The sequence below is a fragment of the Bacillus cereus group sp. MYBK101-2 genome (genome assembly GCF_051918845.1).
Classification (GTDB): domain Bacteria; phylum Bacillota; class Bacilli; order Bacillales; family Bacillaceae_G; genus Bacillus_A; species Bacillus_A paranthracis.
Genome location: NZ_JBQAIE010000010.1, coordinates 60408 through 77834, shown reverse-complemented (window position 1 = coordinate 77834; position 17427 = coordinate 60408). Strand labels below are relative to the sequence as shown.

Genomic DNA, 17427 nt, shown 5'->3' with positions numbered 1-17427 from the left:
GAGTATATACAATGAATAGGAGGTACTTTATGATTAAAGGGCAGAATATAAATAAAAATTATCTTCTTGGAGAATCGATCTTTCCTGTACTACGTGATATCAATTTAGAGATTCCTAAAGGGGAATTTATAGCAATAATGGGGCCATCTGGTTCTGGAAAAAGCACATTACTAAATTTACTTGGTGGTCTTGATACACCTGACGAAGGAGATATTTTTATCGATGGAAATACCATAAATAAATTAAACGAAAGAAAGCGTACATTATTTAGAAGAAAAAATGTAGGGTTCATATTTCAGAATTATCAATTATTACCTAACATGACTGTTACAGAAAACATCGCTTTCCCTATGCAGGCTGCTCATTTAAATAAAAATACCATTAATGAAAGAATTTCCTTTCTTATTCAAGCCGTAAAACTGGAAGGAAAAGAGAATAATTTCCCTTCTCAGCTAAGCGGTGGCCAACAACAACGTGTATCAATTGCAAGAGCACTGTCAATGCAGCCTAAGTTGATTTTAGCTGATGAACCAACAGGAAATTTAGACCGGAAAACTGGTACTGAAGTCTTACAATTATTATCCTCTCTACATCGTAACGAAGGATTGACAATCGTTATGGTTACTCACGACATATTAGCTGCAAGTTATGCAGATCGTATTATTCTACTAAGGGACGGAATAATTGAATCAGATATAAAAACGGAGGGCGATACCGATGATGTTATGGCGAGTGTCTTATCGAAGCTTAATACGTAAAAAACTAAGAGCACTTATCACGATCATGGCAATTATCATTGGAATTTCTACCATGTTTGCAGTAATTAGTACTGTAGAAACGGCTAAAGAAATAACAAATAAACGTCTACAACTCTATACAGGAAACGCAGATTATACTATTTCATCTAGTAAGCACCTATTTTCCAAAGACATATTAAATATTGCAGAACGAGAAAAAGGAGTACATAGTGCAACAGCTGTACTTCACAAGCAAGCTAGCTTTAATCTAAAAGAAGATCGAAGTTTTACTCAAACCAGAATTCGTGTTACAGGTCTTTCTTCTTTTCAAAATGAATTGCTTTCTCTTAAAGTAATTCATGGTAATTTAAATAATAAAGGAATCATTATTCCAATGAAAACAGCTGAAATTTGGGGCGTGAATGTGCAAGATACTATTACACTAAATCTTCCGTCTGGGAAAAAGCTAGTCACAATTGCTGCTATTGTTGAAAACACTCCTTTATTAGAAGGACCAAATAATTGGAAGGAAGCAAGTGATAAGAGTTGGCGAGCACTATCTTCATTAACTACTGTTCAATCATGGTTTCAACTTCCTAACGAAATACAAGAAATAAGACTAAAATTACAATCCACCTCAGATTCTCAATCAGTTGTAACATCTTTAAAAGATAACATTACTGATCCTTTTATATCAGTACAAAAGGTTATTCTAGATGAAAAACAAACTAATCAGTTAGATGATTTATATTTTATGCTTTATGCAATCGGTGGATTAGCAATGTTTATTAGCTCCTTTATTCTTTATAATACTTTGTATGTTAACATCGTAGAGAGAAAGAATGAAATTGCCATTATGAAAACAATTGGTTATACTCCTTTTCAAATCAAGCAGTTCTTCCTTATGGAAGTAATTATGCTAGCCGGAATAAGCTTAATATTTGGGGTTCCACTCGGATTTGGTTTGGCTACTATCTTACAGGGGACATTATTCAATTCATTTCAAGAAAATATGGCATATACAATCCAATATCAATTTGCTTTACCCGCAACACTATTCCTGGGAATCCTTATACCTATACTAGCTTCTATTATTCCAGTAACATATGCGAGTAAAGTTAATATAATTGCTACCTTGAAAAATGTGCCTTCTGTACAAGTAAAAAATAGTAAGCTGCGTGCTATCACTGGAATTGTTTCAACCTTAGGTATCTTCATTAATCATATTAGTTCAATATTATTCTTGTTTATAGGAATTATATTGCTGTTTCCCTTTTTAATGAGGCTAATTACAAACTTATTGGGTAAGATAAAAATTTTAGGTTATGAAGGGAAAGTGGCAAGTAACAATACTTTACTCACATTAAAACGATCAGCTAATATGTCGGCTATTTTAGCTTTAGCTATCTGCTTAGGGCTACTAGTTTCTTCTATCTTCACTTCCTTAGAAAAAAATTTAAGTGAAGACGTAACTCGTTCTTTTGGTGGCAACCTACAATTTTCAACAGAAACTCCTATTACTAATATATTGCCACAAATCCAAAGGATAGAAGGTGTAAAACAGGTTATCTCTTATAAAGAAAAAGAAGTAATTTGGAAATCTAAAAAAGAGACTCGTAATTTCACTGTTATTAGTACAGATTTAAATTGGTATAAACAAAACCCCTTATTTTATGATCCAAATCATAAAGAAAAAGAACTATTAAAAAAGCTAGCTAAAAATACAAATGGAATTTTGTTAGGTGATTATGCATTTAAAGAATGGGGAGGATCCATAGGAGAAACTATTACTATCTTGCAAGATAATAATACTACAAAGGAACTACAAGTGGTTGGGAAAGTCAGCTCTTCAGTATACGGTGGTTATACAGCTTTCATGGAGAAAGAAAACTTTGATACTCACTTCCATGGGATAGAGGCTTATAAAGGACTTATACTAACTACCAATAATAAGAATGAGGCTTACGTAAAACAGAACATTCTAAAATCATTCCAGAATGAACTCTCTGAAATTCGAACTTTACATGAAGAAATTGAAAAACAAAAACGGGCTCTACCAGGTGTAAAATCTTTATTTAACGGTTTACTTATTATTACCATCATCGTTTCTGGGATTGGAATTTTAAATGCTTTAATTATCAATGTAATAGATCGCACACGAGAAATTGCTATTATGAGAGCAGTTGCCTTTACAACTACCCAAGTGTATAAAATGATTATATACGAAGGCCTTATTATAGGAATAAACGGTGTAATTATAGGGGGCATCCTAGGAATTCTTACTATATACTTAAACACTTCACTTGCGTCTGATCCTTTAATTGAATTTTCCATGTCACTTCCTACCTTAGTAACTACAATTATTTTCGGTATTCTCGTTAGCTGTCTGTCCGCTATTATACCGGCTTACAAGGCAGCGAATACTAAACTTGATAGAGCACTAAAAGAAGATTAGTGGTGAATAAATATGTCAGTAAAACATGCGATATTAACATTGTTATCTCAATCCCCTCGACATCGTTATGATTTGAAAGTCTCTTTTGATACGATGGTTTACAAACAATGGGAACTAAATACTGGACAAATCTATACAACAATAGATCGACTAATTAGGGATGGATTTGTAGAAGAGATATACGAAGAAAGTGAATCTGATTTAAAAACTTATAAAATTACTAAAAGCGGGGAAGAGGAACTTCACAACTGGCTTCTCTTCCCTGTAGAAACGTCGATCCTAAAAGACGAATTTTACTTTAAGTTATTATGCGCAAAAAGATTACACTACTCTCAACTATCCAGTATGATTAGACAACAAAAAGAATCTATTATCAAAACAATATTACAACTTCAAAGATTACGGCTCAATATTGATTCTACTAAAGAAAGTGAAGGGATGTCATTCCTAATTGAAGGGAAACTTCTTCATTTAGAGGCTGATTTAAAATGGCTAGATATGTTTCAAAAAGATTAAGGAGGATCAAAAATGAATTTTATTCTAGAAAATAAATGGACATTTCTCATTATGGCTGAGGCTATATTCTGGATTTCTATTATATGCTTCTTATTACTACGTTATTGGTTTGAATTTAAAAAATTAAGTATCGCATTCTTCATACTATTTATTGTAAATGATTTATGGATTGCTACTATGGGGTTTTTTGATTATTTAAACACAGGTAAATTTTCCAATTATCAACTTATCATAGTAATAATTATTGTATATGCACTCACTTATGGAAAAACTGACTTTAGAAAACTCGATGCTTTTATTCAAAAAAAGGTTGCAAAATGGAAAGGAAATCCTATACCTGAACTTCCGAATGTTAAAAAACTATCCGGAAAAGAGCATGCAAAAATGGAACGAAAACACTTTTCCATCCATTTACTTATTTATATAGTAGCTCACGTTGTACTAGTTTCCATATTCGGACTATCTGATCAGCTCACCGATATTCATAGTATATGGAATACACTAGTAACTTGGTTTGAAGAAAAGCAGCCACATTTCCCATCTAATAACATCGCTTTTAATAATTTAAGTAGGGTTTGGTCACTTATACTAGCTATAGACGCAGTAATCTCTCTATCTTATACATTCTTTCCTAAAAAAGGGACATCAAAAAATACTTCTTATTAAATATAGAAAGTATTTGCACTACTAAAACACTTTTTGTAATTGTTAACCCCCCCTTTTAAAATACTTAGTATTTTAAAAGGGGGGGTTATAGCAAAAAATCAACTTAATGCATAAGAACTTACAGTGGCATGTTCCCATGTTTTTTCATGACTTTTTCCTCTTTCTTCGTTCGTAGCATATCAAGTGCCTGTATCAATTTTATACGTGTTTCCCTTGGATCTATAACATCATCAACAAATCCATACTTTGCAGCAATATATGGATTTGCAAATTTATCACTATATTCCTTACCCAGCTCTCTACGTTTCATATCAGGTTTATCGCTCTTTTGAATATCCTTTGAAAAGATAATATTTACTGCCCCTTGTGATCCCATTACTGCAATTTCTGCATTTGGCCATGCATATACGACATCCGCTCCGATAGCCTTGCTATTTAATGCAACATACGCTCCACCATAAGCCTTTCTCAAAATCACTGTAATTTTCGGAACTGTTGCTTCAGAATAAGCGTATAAAATTTTAGCACCGTGACGAATAATACCATTATGTTCTTGCTTTACACCCGGAAAAAAACCCGTTACATCTTCAAATGTAATCAATGGAATCTGGAAAGAATCACAAAAACGAATAAAACGTGCTATTTTATCAGACGAATCAATATCTAAACTTCCAGCTAATTTCTTCGGCTGATTACAAACAAGACCCACTACTTCTCCTTTTATACGAGCAAACCCTATTACAATATTTTTCGCAAAACTTTTTTGCACTTCAAAAAAAGACATAATATCAACCACTTGTTCAATAACATGACGTATATCATAAGGCCTTTGTGTATCATCAGGGATAATATCAGCTAAATCTTCACGATAATCTTCCACTGATTCTTCTTTAATTATAGGTGATTTCTCTTGATAATTTTGTGGTAAATATGAAAGAAGTGTACGAACAAGATACAATGCTTCATACTCGTCCACTGCAGAAAAATGCGCATTTCCACTGATTTGATTATGAACCATCGCTCCACCTAAATTCTCAGGTGAAATTTTTTCTCCTGTTACTGCCTCAATTACTTTTGGTCCAGTAATAAACATCTGACTCTTCTCTTCAACCATAATAACAAAATCTGTAATAGCTGGAGAGTATACCGCGCCTCCTGCACAAGCTCCTAAAATTACTGATATTTGAGGGATAACTCCTGAATATTTCACATTTCTATGAAAAATTTGGCCATATCCATCTAGAGATAGCACTCCTTCTTGAATACGTGCACCACCTGAATCATTTAAACCAACAATGGGAATACCATTTTTCCCAGCCAAATCCATGATATTTGAAATTTTCTTCGCATGCATTTCTCCGAGCGCGCCACCAAATACAGTAAAGTCTTGTGAAAATAGGTAAATTGGACGACCATTTACTTTTCCATATCCTGTAACAACTCCGTCACCAGGACCTACTTTTTTATCTAACCCAAAATCTGTACACCTATGTTCAATAAACGGTTGTAACTCTACAAATGTATCTTTATCTAATAGCAATTCTATACGTTCTCTCGCTGTCAGTTTACCTTTTTGGTATTGCCTTTCAACTCTTTCATAACCCCCTCCAATTTCAATACTATTCTTTTTGTCATATAATTCAGTTATTTTACCGTAAATATCAATCATATTCTCCCCCCTTATCACATAGCTCGTACAATGTACCATAGCTTGAACTAGGATGAATAAAAGCAATTGACGTGCCTTTTGCCCCTCTTTGAGGGATTTCATTAATCATTTGTATTCCACATTCCTTCATATGCCGAATCCTTTCCTCAAGAGAGGTTGTTCCTAATGCTATATGGTGTATCCCCTCCCCATTTTTCTGTATAAATCGTGCGATTGAACTTTCTGAACTTAATGGTTCCAATAACTCTAATTTACTGTCACCAATAGCTAAAAAGGCAACTTTTACTTTTTGTACCACTATCTCCTCTATCCCTAATAATTTTAACTTTAGAACATCTACATAAAAAGGTAATGCCCTTTCCAAAGAATTTACTGCTATTCCAATATGCTCAATTTTTTTGATCATTTCTTATCCTCCTGTATGTCAACCTATATTTCCTTTTTTTAATTCATTCAATCAAAAATGTTTTTACTATATACTTACTTTCATATTTCTAACTATTACTTAACAATTTATATTCTAGAATAACTTATTCAACATAACGTATTCCTTGACGTAAAGAATAAAAAACAATCGCTACAACAAATACAGAAATACCACTCCAAAATATAATATTTGAAATCCCAATGTTATACATAAGAAGCATTGACGTAACCCCATAAGAAAGCGGTGTTAGCCCCATCGATGCTAAAGTGAGTAAACTCATAATTCTTCCCAAATACTGTTTTTCTGTATACTCCTGAATAATACTAATTACTGGAATTATTATCATTTGTGTGAACAATCCAACAAGAAACAACATAATTACACTATACAAAAATTCTATAGATGTACTAAAAATTATAAAACTTATAGATAAACACATAAGAAGTATAAGAATTAATTTTCCTCTTTGCTTTTTTACATTGAGTAATACCATAATAATGGATCCAATAAATAAACCTAATGATAAACTCGCCTCTAAAAAACTATAGTCAAATGCCTCTCCATTTAATACGGTATCAACAAAAATAGGTAATCCTATAAATAAGGGACCAACTATAAGAAAATTAACTAAAATAGAAATGAATACAAGAGATAACAAAATGTTAGATTGGCGTAAATATTGGATACCCTTTTGGATTTCTGTTCCAATCCTAATTCTCTCTACACTTTTCTTTTTACCATGCTGAACCTTAATAAAGGTAACCATAATCGTACTTATTAGTAGCATACTAGCAACAAATATAAATGCTATCATATAATTGTATTTCCCTATTAATATCCCAGCAATTACAGGTCCTACGATTACTGTAAACTGATTTGTCGTATAAATAATAGAATTTGCTCTTGCTAATTGAGATGCTCCGACTATTAATGGTATGAATGAATCCCTAGCAGGATAGAAAAACGCGTTCAATATTCCAAATAAAAAGGAGTAGGCAATAAATATTATAAAGTTAACTTTTGCGAATAGTAGGAATAATAAAACAATTGAAGCTACAAGAATCGTTCTCATAAAATCTGACCATAACATAATCTTTCCCTTGTTCCGGTGATCCGCAAGCACACCTCCTACAAATAAAAATAATATTTGTGGAATACTTGCCCCCATCATTACCCATCCTACAGCTTCTCCTAAATTTAAAAACTTTACTATATACCATGTCTGTGTAAAAAGAAACATTGATGAACCTAAACTAGAAAATCCTGCTGCCATCATAATTAACATAAAGGGTTTATTTCTAAATAAATTTGATGAATATTCTTTCTCCTCAGCTATCGCTTCCATATTACTCCCTCTTTTTTTCTTGTTTTCATTTTAAAAAAACGAAATAATAATTTGTAATTAAAATTTTTATTTATCCCTCACTTATAAAAAAGAGGGGCTTAGCATATTTCACTAAGCACCAATTTTAAATTCATGTTTCTTCTTACGACTTTTTGTCCATTTATATTTTAATTTCATTAAACTTTCGTATACAATAGGTACAATAATTAATGTTAGTAACGTTGAAGATGTCAGTCCACCAATTACAGTGACTCCTAGTCCCTTTGAAATAAGCCCGCTGCTATCAGAATTTTCCGTAAATAACAATGGCGATAATGCACCTACCGTAGCAATAGCAGTCATTAGAATAGGTCTCAACCTAGTTACTCCTGCTTCAAGAATTGACTCTCTTAACAGAATACCTTTTTGTTCATTTTTAATTGCTCTATCTATTAGAACAACAGCGTTTGTTACAACGATACCTATTAACATTAATGCACCGATCATTACAGAGACACTAATTGATTCATTTGTAATTAATAAACCCAATAAACTTCCAATTAAAGCATATGGCAAAGAGAATAGTATTGCTAATGGAGCTAATCCGCCTCCAAAAGTAACCACTAAAACAAAGTATACAATTACAATTGCAATACCTATTGCAATTCCTATCTGTGCAAAAGACTCATCAATTTGTTCTGTCACCCCACCAACATTAACTTGTACTCCTGACGGTACTGATAATTCATCGATTTTCTTTTGAATATTCTCTGTAACTTTTCCAACATCTTTATCAGTTATTTCAGCTGATATTTTTGTATATACATCTCCATTTCGCTTAGTAATGAACGCCGGGGTATCCGCCTCCGCTTCACTCAAGATTTCTCCTAACTCCACCTTTTGATTTGAAATTGTAGTAACTTGCTGTTTACTAAGTTCGGACTGTTGTACTATACTATCTCTTTCCACAGTCCTAATTGGTATTTTTTGTCCATCAACTTTTAATTCACCAATCTGCTCTTCCTTAGCTGAACCCAGTTTATTATATATTTGTATTGGCTGAATTCCTAACGAAACCATTTTTTCTGTATTTAATATAAAATTCACCTGTCTTAAAGAATCTGATAAATCTAGCTTAACGTTTGTAACCTCCTGATTATTCTCCAAGCTTTTTTTCACCGAATCTGCAACTGGTCTAATTTCCTCAATTGTTTTTCCATAAACAAAAACATCTACATTCCCATTACTATTTCCTGAACTATTGAATCCCCATTCACCCATTCCCAACTTTTGTAGATCATTAAAAATAATATCTTTCTCTTTAGTTAAATCTTTCAAACCATCTTTATAGGTAATAAAAAACAAAACTTGTTTCTTGTTAGCTGGATGTAGCGGATTACCCTCTCCATAAGATGACTGTATCATCTTTATGTGATCCCGTTTGAGTAGATATTCTTCTGCATTTTTAACATCATTCTTAATTGTATTGTCTGTAGCACCAGGTACCGGATTATAAGTTGCTAATATCATTTTATTCCCACTAGAACCGATGAAACTGACTCCAATAGACGGTATTAAGAATATACTTCCTATAAATAGTGCGCTGGCCAAACAAAAAGTAATTAATTTATGATTTAAACTCCAATTTAATATCGCATGATAGCTGTTAGTTACTCGACTCGAAGATGTTTTCTTAGTAACTTCCACTTTCCTCTTAAGCATTAAATGCGCCATCATTGGAACAACAGTAATTGAAACAACTAGAGAAGCTAGCAAAGCAAATACAATTGTAACCCCAAATGGCATAAATAACTCTCCAACAGGTCCATCAATTAAACCTAATGGCAAGAATACTGCAATAGTTACAATAGTAGATGACATAATTGATGAAAACATCTCAGAAGTTGCTGCCTTTATTAAATTAACTCCACTTAATTTTTCCTCAGTTAATGTCATGCGTCGGTAGATATTCTCTATAACTACAATAGAATCGTCTATAACCCTTCCAATTGCCACCGTCATGGCGCCTAATGTCATTAGATTTAATGTCATATTTAACTGTTTTAACATTATTAAAGAAATGACAAGTGAGACCGGTATAGAAATAACAGCAATAATTGTAGATTTTATATCTCTTAAGAACAGTAAAATAATTAGTACCGCGAAAGCAGCACCCATCAATGTTTTATTTATCATCACTCCAACAGATTCCTTAATTGGCTCGCCACTATCTAAAATGGATACAAACTCTAACGAGTTATGCTTCTGTTGTAATTTTTTCATTTTATCTTTGATACCATCCACTACATTTACCGTATTACCATTACTACTTTGTAATATTTGGATACCAATTCCTTCTATCCCGTTAGCCCTAGAAACAGATTGAGATTTTTGAACAATATTTACATCTGCAACCTCTTTGAGAGCAACCGAAGTTTCTCTTCCATTAGGATTATTATTTTGTACTTTTAAATTTATAGGAATAGGTAATTCCTTTATCTTTTCAAAACTATCTTCATTGCCATTAACCTTTATGATTTTTTCTTTACCATCAAGTACTTGCATTCCTAAATTCATATCAGTTTTAATAGTTTTTAAATATGCTGTTACGTCTTTTGCAGACAACGCATATTGATCTAGCTTATCTTGTTTATACTTAATCTCCACTTCTTTGTTTTTCTTCCCAATAATTTCAACTTTAGAAACACCTTCCACCTCTTCAAATGCAGGCATTATCTCCTTTTGAGCCAAAACACTTAAATCCTCTATTTTTTTAGTATTATCAGTTAAAGATAACACCATTACAGGCAAATCATTAAAGTTAGCTCTTGCTACGTCTGGATTCATAACTCCTTCAGGAAAATGCAATCCAGATACCATTTCCTTAATTTTATTTTCTGCTTTTTCCATATCAGTCTTGAAATCGTACTGAATTTCGATTGTAGAAGCACCTTCAAAAGAAGTAGAAGTAATATTTTTAACCCCTTCCAAGTTAGACACCTTTTTTTCAATTGGTTCTGTTACATCACTCAGTATCGCCTCTGGTGATGCTCCAGGGTATACAGTTGTAATGTTTACAACTGGCTCATTAATATTAGGGATGGTCTCTAGTTTCATAGAAAACCCTACATATATTCCAAACACAATAATAAAGCACGTTACAATCCAAATGGCTAGCTTATTTCCAATTGAAAATCCAATAATTGATTTCATATATTGTCTCCATTTACATATTTTTTTATTATATCTACATCACCTAAAAATCACCTATTACAGTATAGTAACTAGTACTCTTACCTTACAATGTAATGCAATTTTCACAATACAAGAGTTGCAGAGATATTATCTTATTAAGAATAGAAATAACCTTTCCTATTTTTTATGAATTAAGCACGTATCCTATAGGTGATTTAGTAGTATTAAAAAAATACTTTTCTCCTTTTGAATAGTCACTTAATATATTAGTATTCATATCGTTATATCTATTAATTCCCCTTAATTAATTCTTCACTTTTTATTTTTATCGAATATAAGCCATATTATTGATAATAATATTCCTTTAATATCATCCCCCCTCATAGCAGCCAGATTTTTTTACTCCTACTCCCCTCATATAAGCTCTTTTCCAGTTCATTATAAGAAATATAATTTAAGAAAACCCCAGTGTATCACGCATATTTCTTATTGTGACCTTTCTAACTTACAAATGATTTTTAATATGCCATATTTCATCTCACCCATAAAGGAAACGTTCATAAAAAACTACATTTATACAAATGGATTAAATATTTTTGTTTTCATAACTGAATAAATTTTTTACATATTAACGCAAAATAAAAAAAGGTAAACTCGATACAAGATCAAATTTACCTTTTAAATCAACATCTCTAATATATTTTTTATTTCTCTCTTACAGTTTTTAATTCCTCTAATAATTCTTCTACGTAATGTTGTGCACTTTGTGCTGCAATACTACCATCACCTGTTGCAGTTACAATTTGACGTAGCATTTTTTCACGAACATCACCTGCTGCGAAAATACCAGGAACTTTCGTTTCCATACGCTCGTTTGTTTCAAGGTAACCATTTTCATTTGTAATACCTAGTTCAACAAATGGTTTTGATAGTGGTAACATACCGATGTATACGAATACGCCGTCAGTTTTGACTTCTTTCTCTTCTCCACTGTTTACATCTACAAGTGTTACACTTCCTACTTTACCATTTGCTTCATTAATTTCTTTTATTGTGTGGTTCCAAATGAAGTCTACTTTTTCGTTTTGGAAAGCACGATCTTGTAAAATTTTCTGTGCACGAAGCGTGTCACGACGGTGAACGATCGTTACTTTTGATGCGAAGCGTGTTAAGAACACACCCTCTTCAACAGCAGAATCTCCGCCGCCGATAACTATAAGTTCTTTACCTTTAAAGAATGCGCCATCACATACCGCACAATATGATACACCGCGGCCGCCAAGTTCTGTTTCACCTGGTACACCAATTTTTTTATACTCTGCACCACTTGCAACGATAATTGCACGTGCTTTATATTCTTTTTTACCAGCAATAATTGTTTTGTATTCTTTACCATCGATGACTTCTTTCACATCACCGTATGCATATTCAGCACCAAATTTCTTCGCATGCTCGAACATTTTATTTGATAAGTCTGGTCCTAAAATAGACTCATAACCTGGGTAGTTTTCTACATCTTCTGTATTTGCCATTTGTCCGCCTGGAATACCACGCTCAAGCATTAATGTGCTTAAATTCGCACGAGATGTATATACTGCAGCTGTCATACCAGCTGGTCCTGCACCAATAATAATGACATCATAAATTTTTTCTTCTGACACACTATTCACTCCTATTCATTCCTACACAATTAAGTTACCCTCATTATACTGTTCGCATCATTTTTTTCCCAATGATTTGCTTACTTATGTGTGCGTACGCTTAACAGCTTGCACATACTTTCGAACAGTCGCTACAGATACATTATATACATCTCCGAGCTCCGACTGTGTCATCTTATTTCCTTGTTCGCTACGTACGATATATTCAACCGCAGCTGACCAGCCATATACATTTGTAAAAACTGCCCCAGATGTATATAAACGTATGAACGTACAAAACCAAAATTGTAAACACTCTTCGATTAATTCATCATCTTTTTTCGTATAATTGTATAAAGCATCCGCGATTCGCGCGCACTGTTCAAATTGCTGTAAATCAGCTGGAATACTCTTATGGCTACTCAGTAAAAAGAAATACTTTGCAAGTTGCGATACGATCGGAACACCATTCTTCGCCTGCGTTACATCAAAGAAGAATCCAACCTTCTCTGGCGTTGATAATTCATTCATTAAATATAAAGCTAGCATTTGTTCCTCTAGCGTTGCACTTTGCTGAAATGATTTTCGTAATTCTTCAAATAACACGTTTTGTCCTTCATCCGCTAAATTCAATGCATTCCACGGTTCTTTTCCCTTTTTATCAGGGTGCAATTCTACAACATGTTGCCACATTTTTTCAGCTACTTGCTGATCTTTTACCATATACGCAGAATATGCAAACCAATAATAAAAACTAACGTCCCCCTCGTATCCTTGACGCTTTAATAATTTGAACCATTTATATGCAGGCTCGAAATGACCAATTGTTGCAAGTGTCGTCCCAAGTTTCAAACGATGTTCAAACGAAATCGGATATACCGAAACTAACTGAGCAGCTAACGCCTCTACTTGTTTATGCTCTCCAATTGAATATAGAAAAATAAGCGTATTACAAAGCGCATGTATATTACCAGGATTTTTCTCTAAAATCATTTCCGTTAATTTCAGCGCCTTATCTACATTACCAGATTGAAAATGCGCAATGGCTAAATTATTATGCCCCGACCAAAATTCCGGATAGTCTTTCGTAACAATTTCTAATGTAGCAATTGCTTCTTCCAATTGTCCGTTACGAATATAACGATTGGCTTCTTCCTGCATAACAATTAAATCATCTTCATCCTCAATCTCTTCCGCACCCATCGCTTCTTCTTCCATAATTTCAAGTAATTCTAATGTATCTTCAACAAATTCCTTCTCTTCTGCAACTTCTAAATAGCGATCCGCATACTTCTTCGCCTGCTGAAATAGACCCATATACGCATAATTATTTGCAATAAAATAATAACATTGTTCAAGTTCTGGATTAGATCTAACAAGCTTAAAGAAGGTTTGATTCGACTCTTGATATTCACCAGCCTCAGATAATACTGTTGCTAATTGACATAAAATAAACGGCTCCTTCTCGCTTTGTGCCGCTCTTCGAAAATATTTAATTGCATCTTGCAATTTTTGTCCTTTGTAAGCCCTCATCCCTTTTTTATAAAAGAAGTCCGCTAATTGATTAAAAGAGATAACTTGTCCGTTCTCCTTATATATTCTTTGATTTTTCCCCATATATCCTCCAGTTTTTTGTTTTCTTCGTTCACACATTCTTCTATCTATAAGTATAAACGATTCCGTAAAAAACAAAACAGTATATTATACTCAATTATTTCCTTTTTATTCATTAAAAAAGAAGAGAAATGTTACATTTTTAGCATCAACCTTCTCTAGCATCTATTTCTTCTTTTGTATAAATAACACGCATTGGATTTCCACCTACGAAAGCACCGCTTGGTACATCTTTATGAACGAGTGTGCCAGCTGAAACAATCGCACCATCTCCAATTTTCACACCTGGTAATATAGTCGTATTTGCTCCAATCATCACTTCATTTCCTATAAAGATCTCTCCAAGTCGATATTCTCGAATTAAATATTCATGTGCTAAAAGCGTTGTATTATAGCCTATAATCGAATTTTCTCCTACAGTTATCTTTTCCGGGAACATAATGTCTGGCATTACCATAAGCGCAAATGATGTTTTCTTTCCTACTTTCATCCGCAAAAATGTGCGGTATAACCAATTCTTGACCGATAAAAAAGGTGTATAACGTGCAATTTGGATAATAATAAAATTCTTCATTACCTTCCAAAAAGACACTGTTTTATACACGTTCCATAATGAATTTTCTCCTGAAACAGGATAGCGCGTTGTCCGTCGCACTTCACTCGCTCCTCTACTTATCTTTACGAACGATTCATGTCGGACAAAATCGGCAATAAATCACTCATTTTATCTAGCATAAAGTCTGGCTTGTAAGCCTCTAAATACGCTCTACCTTTCAATGTCCATGAAACCGCAGCTGTTTTCGTACCCGCATTTTGTCCGCCAACAATATCATGATGATTATCCCCAACCATCAATGCTTCTTCCGGTTTCGCATTTAATAACTGAAGCGCTTTTTGAAGTGGCTCTGGATGTGGTTTCACATGCTCGACATCATCAATTGTCACAACAACATCAAAAAACTCATCAAGCTTCGATAACTTTAATCCCATCTCAACAGTTTGTCGTGCTTTCGTTGTAACAATACCAACTTTATAACCTTGCTTCTTCAACTCTTGAACTGTTTCATATACAGTTTCATATTCTTCTACTAATTCATCATGATGATCATGGTTAAATTGACGATAGCTCGTAATTAACTCTTCAACCTTACTTTCATCAATCTTGCTGAAAGTATCATGTAAAGATGGACCGATAAATGGCAATACATCCTCACGCTTATATTGATTTGGATAATATGTATGTAAAGTATGTAAAAAAGAAGAAATAATAAGTTCATTTGTATTAATTAACGTTCCATCTAAATCAAATAACACTGTATTTATTTTCATTGCCTTAGTCCTTTCTCTTTCCTGAATATGAAAGAAGCAGCATCTTATAATAAGATGCTACTTTTCTCTAATTTTCTAAATATCTTTTATCAGCTTGCCCCATTTTTCGTCTCACAATAATGAAAATAATAGAAATAACAACAAGTCCAATTGACATTACTTGTGCAATACGAAGTGGCCCTAGCATTAAACTATCTGTACGTAACCCTTCTACGAAGAAGCGTCCTACTGAATACCAAATTAAATATGTGAAGAATAATTCCCCGCGGCGTAAATTTACTTTTCTTAATGCAAGTAATAGAATTACTCCCGCAAAATTCCATAACGATTCATATAAAAACGTCGGGTGGTAGTACACACCATCAATGTACATTTGATTAATAATGAAATCCGGTAAATGAAGGCCTTCTAAAAACTGTCTCGTTACTTCATCACCATGCGCCTCTTGGTTCATAAAGTTTCCCCATCGGCCAATTGCTTGTCCTAGTAAAATACTTGGTGCAGCAATATCCGCCAACTTCCAGAATGAAACCCCGCGACGTTTCGCAAAAAGAATCCCTGTAATAACAGCTCCGATTAAACCACCATGAATCGCCAAACCACCTTGACGAATATTAATAATTTGACTCGGGTTTTGCGCGTAATATTCCCATTCAAAAATAACATAGTACATTCTCGCAAATAGAATAGCGATCGGTACTGCAATTAATACAAGGTCAACAAATGTATCTTTTGGAATACCTAGCCTTTCTCCTTCGCGAGTTGCTAGCCAAAGACCTAATAGCACACCTGTACCGATAATAATCCCGTACCAATAAACAGGAAACGGTCCAAGTTGGATAGCTACGCGGTCAAGCTGTGGTACAGAACCTAACAGCATATGTATGACCTCCCTCTCCAATGTTTACTCCTGATTTCCTAACTCAATCGCACTCATTAATCGTTCTGAGAACTGCTGTGCTGCATTGACTCCCATACGTTTTAAACGGAAGTTCATCGCTGCCACTTCAATAATAACAGCTAAGTTTCGACCAGGACGAACTGGAAGTGTAATCTTCGTAAGTTCTGTATCAATAATCTTCATCTTCTCTTCATCAAGACCTAAGCGATCATAATTTTTCTTTTGATCCCAAATTTCAAGATTAATAACAAGTGTAATACGCTTATAATTTCGCACTGCCCCTGCACCGAATAACGTCATAACGTTAATAATGCCTAGACCACGAATTTCTAATAAATGCTCAATTAAATCTGGTGAGCTTCCGACTAACATGTCTTCATCTTCTTGGCGAATTTCTACACTATCATCCGCAACAAGGCGATGACCACGTTTTACAAGCTCAAGAGCTGTCTCACTTTTACCGACACCACTTTGTCCTGTAATTAAAACACCAACGCCGTAAATATCTACTAACACACCATGAACAGCTGTTGTTGGTGCTAACTTACCTTCTAAATAATTTGTTAAACGACTTGATAATCTCGTTGTCGTTTGAGAAGAGCGTAATAAAGGCATGCCTGATTCACGTGATGCTTGCAGCAACTCATCTGGTACATCTTGATTACGAGTTACAATAATACATGGCGTCTCCTCAGTACAAAGCGCTTTCATTCTCTCTTGTTTTTGCTCTGACGTTAACGTGTCAAAGAACGTTAGCTCCGTCTTCCCAAGAAGCTGCACGCGATCAGCTGGATAATATGTAAAAAATCCTGCCATTTCAATTCCAGGTCGTGATAAATCACTTGTATCAATCGGACGATGAATTCCTTCTTCACCACTTATTAACTCCAATTGAAATTGTTCAATTAAATCTTTTGTCCTTACTTTCGGCATATGTATAAACCTCCACTCCGC

The 17427-nt window shown here is 33.9% G+C and carries 13 protein-coding genes and 1 pseudogene; 4 read left to right on the top strand and 10 right to left on the bottom strand.

Translation table 11 applies throughout. The annotated features are described in order from the left end of the window. The first annotated feature begins 29 nt into the window (after positions 1 to 29). The 4 genes from ACTFSI_RS18905 to ACTFSI_RS18890 are packed head-to-tail and all read left to right on the top strand — an operon-like array spanning position 30 to position 4374. Entirely contained in the window at positions 30 to 758 is a 729-nt protein-coding gene (locus ACTFSI_RS18905; RefSeq protein WP_000589738.1) for an ABC transporter ATP-binding protein, read from the top strand. Beyond that, positions 718 to 3192, top strand: coding sequence for an ABC transporter permease (locus ACTFSI_RS18900; RefSeq protein ID WP_000979727.1), 2475 nt, complete (start codon positions 718 to 720; stop codon positions 3190 to 3192). Before ACTFSI_RS18905 ends, ACTFSI_RS18900 begins: the two co-directional genes overlap by 41 nt. Before the next feature lie 12 nt (positions 3193 to 3204). Beyond that, positions 3205 to 3708: a PadR family transcriptional regulator gene (locus tag ACTFSI_RS18895; protein WP_000111620.1), complete on the top strand. Its 504-nt coding sequence runs from the start codon at positions 3205 to 3207 to the stop codon at positions 3706 to 3708. Positions 3709 to 3720: 12 nt separating this feature from the next. Beyond that, positions 3721 to 4374 carry a hypothetical protein gene (locus ACTFSI_RS18890; RefSeq protein WP_001009362.1) on the top strand — a complete coding sequence of 218 codons (654 nt, stop codon included), beginning with the start codon at positions 3721 to 3723 and terminating at the stop codon, positions 4372 to 4374. 118 nt (positions 4375 to 4492) lie between these two features. On the opposite strand, the gene ACTFSI_RS18885 is transcribed toward ACTFSI_RS18890, so the two are convergent. From ACTFSI_RS18885 to hprK, 10 genes and pseudogenes are all read right to left on the bottom strand, one after another. Beyond that, the gene (locus tag ACTFSI_RS18885) at positions 4493 to 6043 is read right to left on the bottom strand and encodes an acyl-CoA carboxylase subunit beta (protein ID WP_000565608.1); all 1551 of its coding nucleotides are present in this window, start codon (positions 6041 to 6043) and stop codon (positions 4493 to 4495) included. Continuing rightward, on the bottom strand, positions 6036 to 6449 hold the full coding sequence (gene mce, locus ACTFSI_RS18880; protein ID WP_000591735.1) for a methylmalonyl-CoA epimerase: 414 nt from the start codon (positions 6447 to 6449) through the stop codon (positions 6036 to 6038). The genes ACTFSI_RS18885 and mce overlap by 8 nt, the downstream gene beginning before the upstream one ends. 124 nt (positions 6450 to 6573) lie before the next feature. Beyond that, the gene (locus ACTFSI_RS18875) at positions 6574 to 7815 is read right to left on the bottom strand and encodes an MFS transporter (protein ID WP_000387266.1); all 1242 of its coding nucleotides are present in this window, start codon (positions 7813 to 7815) and stop codon (positions 6574 to 6576) included. Positions 7816 to 7926: 111 nt separating this feature from the next. Further along, positions 7927 to 10986, bottom strand: a pseudogene (locus tag ACTFSI_RS18870) (efflux RND transporter permease subunit); the annotation flags it as partial. A 707-nt stretch (positions 10987 to 11693) separates the two neighbouring features. Further along, a complete protein-coding gene (trxB, locus tag ACTFSI_RS18865) occupies positions 11694 to 12650 on the bottom strand; it encodes a thioredoxin-disulfide reductase (protein WP_440045560.1) in 957 nt (318 codons plus the stop codon). Positions 12651 to 12734: 84 nt separating this feature from the next. Further along, complete coding sequence (locus ACTFSI_RS18860; protein ID WP_270364677.1) at positions 12735 to 14246, bottom strand: tetratricopeptide repeat protein; 1512 nt, start codon at positions 14244 to 14246, stop codon at positions 12735 to 12737. Between the two features lie 145 nt (positions 14247 to 14391). Continuing rightward, positions 14392 to 14898 carry an acyltransferase gene (locus ACTFSI_RS18855; protein ID WP_440045559.1) on the bottom strand — a complete coding sequence of 169 codons (507 nt, stop codon included), beginning with the start codon at positions 14896 to 14898 and terminating at the stop codon, positions 14392 to 14394. A gap of 23 nt (positions 14899 to 14921) precedes the next feature. Beyond that, a complete protein-coding gene (gene ppaX, locus ACTFSI_RS18850) occupies positions 14922 to 15572 on the bottom strand; it encodes a pyrophosphatase PpaX (RefSeq protein ID WP_070807162.1) in 651 nt (216 codons plus the stop codon). A gap of 67 nt (positions 15573 to 15639) precedes the next feature. Further along, complete coding sequence (gene lgt / locus ACTFSI_RS18845) at positions 15640 to 16452, bottom strand: prolipoprotein diacylglyceryl transferase (RefSeq protein WP_000924232.1); 813 nt, start codon at positions 16450 to 16452, stop codon at positions 15640 to 15642. Positions 16453 to 16476: 24 nt separating this feature from the next. Beyond that, positions 16477 to 17406 carry an HPr(Ser) kinase/phosphatase gene (gene hprK, locus ACTFSI_RS18840; RefSeq protein ID WP_001127250.1) on the bottom strand — a complete coding sequence of 310 codons (930 nt, stop codon included), beginning with the start codon at positions 17404 to 17406 and terminating at the stop codon, positions 16477 to 16479. Positions 17407 to 17427: the final 21 nt, after the last annotated feature.